This is a genomic window from Clostridium sp. 1001271B_151109_B4, assembly GCF_015670405.1.
GTDB lineage: Bacteria > Bacillota > Clostridia > Clostridiales > Clostridiaceae > Clostridium.
Genome location: NZ_JADPBQ010000004.1, coordinates 213,782 through 216,998, shown reverse-complemented (window position 1 = coordinate 216,998; position 3,217 = coordinate 213,782). Strand labels below are relative to the sequence as shown.

Annotated in this window: 1 protein-coding gene and 2 pseudogenes; 2 read left to right on the top strand and 1 reads right to left on the bottom strand. The window is 25.8% G+C overall.

Going from position 1 to position 3,217, the window contains the following annotated elements; genetic code table 11:
• Positions 1-155: pseudogene (locus tag I4V63_RS15575) on the top strand (dTDP-glucose 4,6-dehydratase); the annotation flags it as partial.
• 89 nt (positions 156-244) lie between these two features.
• Here the strand turns inward: I4V63_RS15575 and I4V63_RS04750 are convergent.
• Positions 245-1,507, bottom strand: a complete 1,263-nt coding sequence (locus I4V63_RS04750) for a hypothetical protein (protein ID WP_196000148.1) — start codon at positions 1,505-1,507, stop codon at positions 245-247.
• Between the two features lie 332 nt (positions 1,508-1,839).
• On the opposite strand from I4V63_RS04750, the pseudogene I4V63_RS15570 reads away from it, so the two are divergent.
• Positions 1,840-3,217: pseudogene (locus tag I4V63_RS15570) on the top strand (Ig-like domain-containing protein); the annotation flags it as partial.

The following is a 3,217-nucleotide window of genomic DNA, read 5'->3' as shown; positions in this document are numbered from 1 at the left end:
CAACTAAGATTAAGGATGAATTAGGATGGTATCCTGAAACTACTTTTGAAGTTGGAATTAAGAAGACTATTCAATGGTACTTAGATAACCAAGAATGGATGAAAAACGTTACTTCAGGTGAATACTTAAATTACTATAACGAAATGTATAAGTAATCATAAATAATAAAAAAGCTGTAAGAAATTTTAATTGAAATTTCTTACAGCCTTTTATTTTATATATTAATATTTATAGTAATTTTTATCTATTTAGATTTTATTTTATTTTTTATTTCGTTTATTGAATAAAGTGCAATTATTATAAATAGAGGTAACCATATAAGAGTAATTCTATGAATTATAAATAAGTCTTTAGCCAATACTATTAATCCTGTTAATATTGTAAAATAAGCAGTAAATTTAAATAAATAAATTAATTTATTATCCTTAATTTTTATTATGAAATATATAAATGATACACAGCAAATTAAAGTTAAAATAGTTCCTATAATATTTCCAAATGAATATAAAATTAAGTATATCAATCCAGAACTTAAAAAGTTTAAATATGGTGGATCATATATAATATGAATAACTAATTGATAAAACAATTTAAATAACATAGGCAATCCAGTTCCAAATTGTACTGTGAAAATTTCTTGCAAATAAGTTATTTGGAAGAATGAGAAAAAGGCATTTGAATGATGTAGCTGAAAATTAAAGTGAACAAAGAAGTAAATTGTTCCAATTATAGCTACAAAATATACTAAATCATTAATCCTAAATATAGATTTTGAATTTTTAAAAGTAAATATTAGTGTTGCAATAATAACTAATACTAAATATGATCTAAATTTTAATAACAATAATGAAGTTAATAATATCAATATTATAGATTTATAATTAATTTTTTTAGAGAATATATAGTAAAAAATTATTATTATCATAGCTATTATAATATTATCACGCATCAATAGTGAATTGCATAATATATATCCAGGTATTAAGCTAAAAATCCCTAAACTAATTAATGAAAGCTTTTCGCTTAAATAAAGTCTAGACAATTTATATAAGTATATTGATGTAGGAATGTACAATATTAATTTTATTAATATCAAATCTAAAGCAGAAGTTATACCTATAGCCTTAAGCAAAGTTAATAAAATTACAAATATATTATAATTTCCATAGCTAGCATGACCAGCGTAATCAACAAACTCATATACAGGTAATTCCTTATTAAACCATTGAGTTATTTCTCCGTTTTTAAAGTGATTTAGTAATATATCAGAGTCTACATAATATTTATATTCGTCACAAAAATGACTATTTAACACATCTCCAAATAGAATTCCATGTTCAAAACCATTAGATAGGTTATTATAATAAATTACTATAGTAAAAATTATATAAATTACTAAGAACGTTGTTGTTATATAAAAAAAGTTCTTCGAATATGACTTCTTCTTATATAAAAAATAATTTAATAATAATATAAAAGCTATTATTAAGGGGGTAAGAATACTCATAAAAATCTCCTTTGATATATTTATTTAAATTAAGTTGCTTATTTTACAATTTATTAGTGAATTTTTAAAACCTAAGTTTTAAGATAGTTCAAATATTAGTATATATTAATAAAGCTAATATAACAATATTATACAAGAGTTTACAAACATATTAGATATTGTTTCCAAATTAAAGAAAGATAGTATAAAAATTTTTAAATTAATAATTAAGGAAGGATATAATTATAAACAAAATAGAACAAAAAGATATTATTTATCCTTTATATTTACAGTTTTAAGCAGTGTATGATATGATTTTAATTGAATAATATATTAAGAGAGGGGGGAAATAAATGTTTAAAAGTAGATATTTGAGTAAGATATTATGTTTAATCTTTATGTTGAACTTTTTTACTTTTGATGTACAAGCATTTGCTACTACTTATTCAAATAGTAATGCTATCGGGAATGTTGATATTGTTTCAGATGTTAATGTATCAGTTGAATCAATTGAGGCATGGGCAAGAAGTAAAAATGCTACTGAAACATTTGTTAGTTTAGCGAAAATTTATAAGCAATATGCAGAGTCTAGAGGTGGAGTTAACTGGGTGTTAGCTTATGTACAAGCTGCAAAGGAAACTGGTTATGGAAGATTTGGTGGAGTAGTGGATGAATCATATCATAATCCATGTGGATTAAAAAATCCTTCAGGTGGAGATGATTACGATCCAGATGCACACAAAAGATTTGATAACTGGGAACAAGGGATAATTGCTCATTTAGATCATTTAGCTTTATATGCAGCAGCAGATGGTTATCCAAAAACATCATATGTTGATAGTTGGAAAGATGAAAGTTTAGCTTCAAATGAAACATATGATCCAAGGCATATAGGATGGTATAGCACTACAAGTGGTATATATGGAAAAGCTAAGGATGTACTAAGTTTAACTGGAAGTTGGGCGTCAGATCCTACATATGGAATAGAATTATTCAGATTATATTGTGATGCAACACAATCTGAATATTTACCAGCAAAGAGTGAGTTAGAATTACCTTCTGATTCAACTGTTATTACTGATGGTAAATTAACGATTAAAGGATGGGCATTGCATGCATTTGGAATTAAGGAAATTAAAGTATTAGTAGATAATTCACAAATTGCTACTATAAGTACAGGAGTTTCTAGGCCGGATATTAATTCTATGTATCCAGGTTATTTTAATGGTGATGTTTCAGGGTTTGAAGAGACTATTGATATAAGTCAATTAGGAACTGGAAGTAAGACATTAGAAGTAATAATAGTTTCTAGAAATGGTGAAACTCAAAGCCATAAAAGAAATATTACTATAGGTAAAGTTAACAATTTGCCTAAGATAAATACTTTAGATACTCCAACTAATAATACAGTTATTTCTAATGACAAGATTAGTATTAGAGGATGGGCATTAGATGAGTTAGGAGTTAAGGAAGTAAGAGTATACGTAGATGGAAAAGATCTAGGAACTGTGCCTTACGGAACAAATAGACCAGATGTAAACAATGTATATCCAGGATATCCAAGTGGAAATAATGCTGGATTTGATGGAACAGTAGATATATCAAGTATATCAGCTGGAAATAAGACGTTAACAGTAAAGATAACTTCTAATGATGGAACTAGTCAAACTATTGACAGAACAATAAAAGTAGTTAGATTAGAAACAAGGGTATGCTTAGATGAACCAGCTG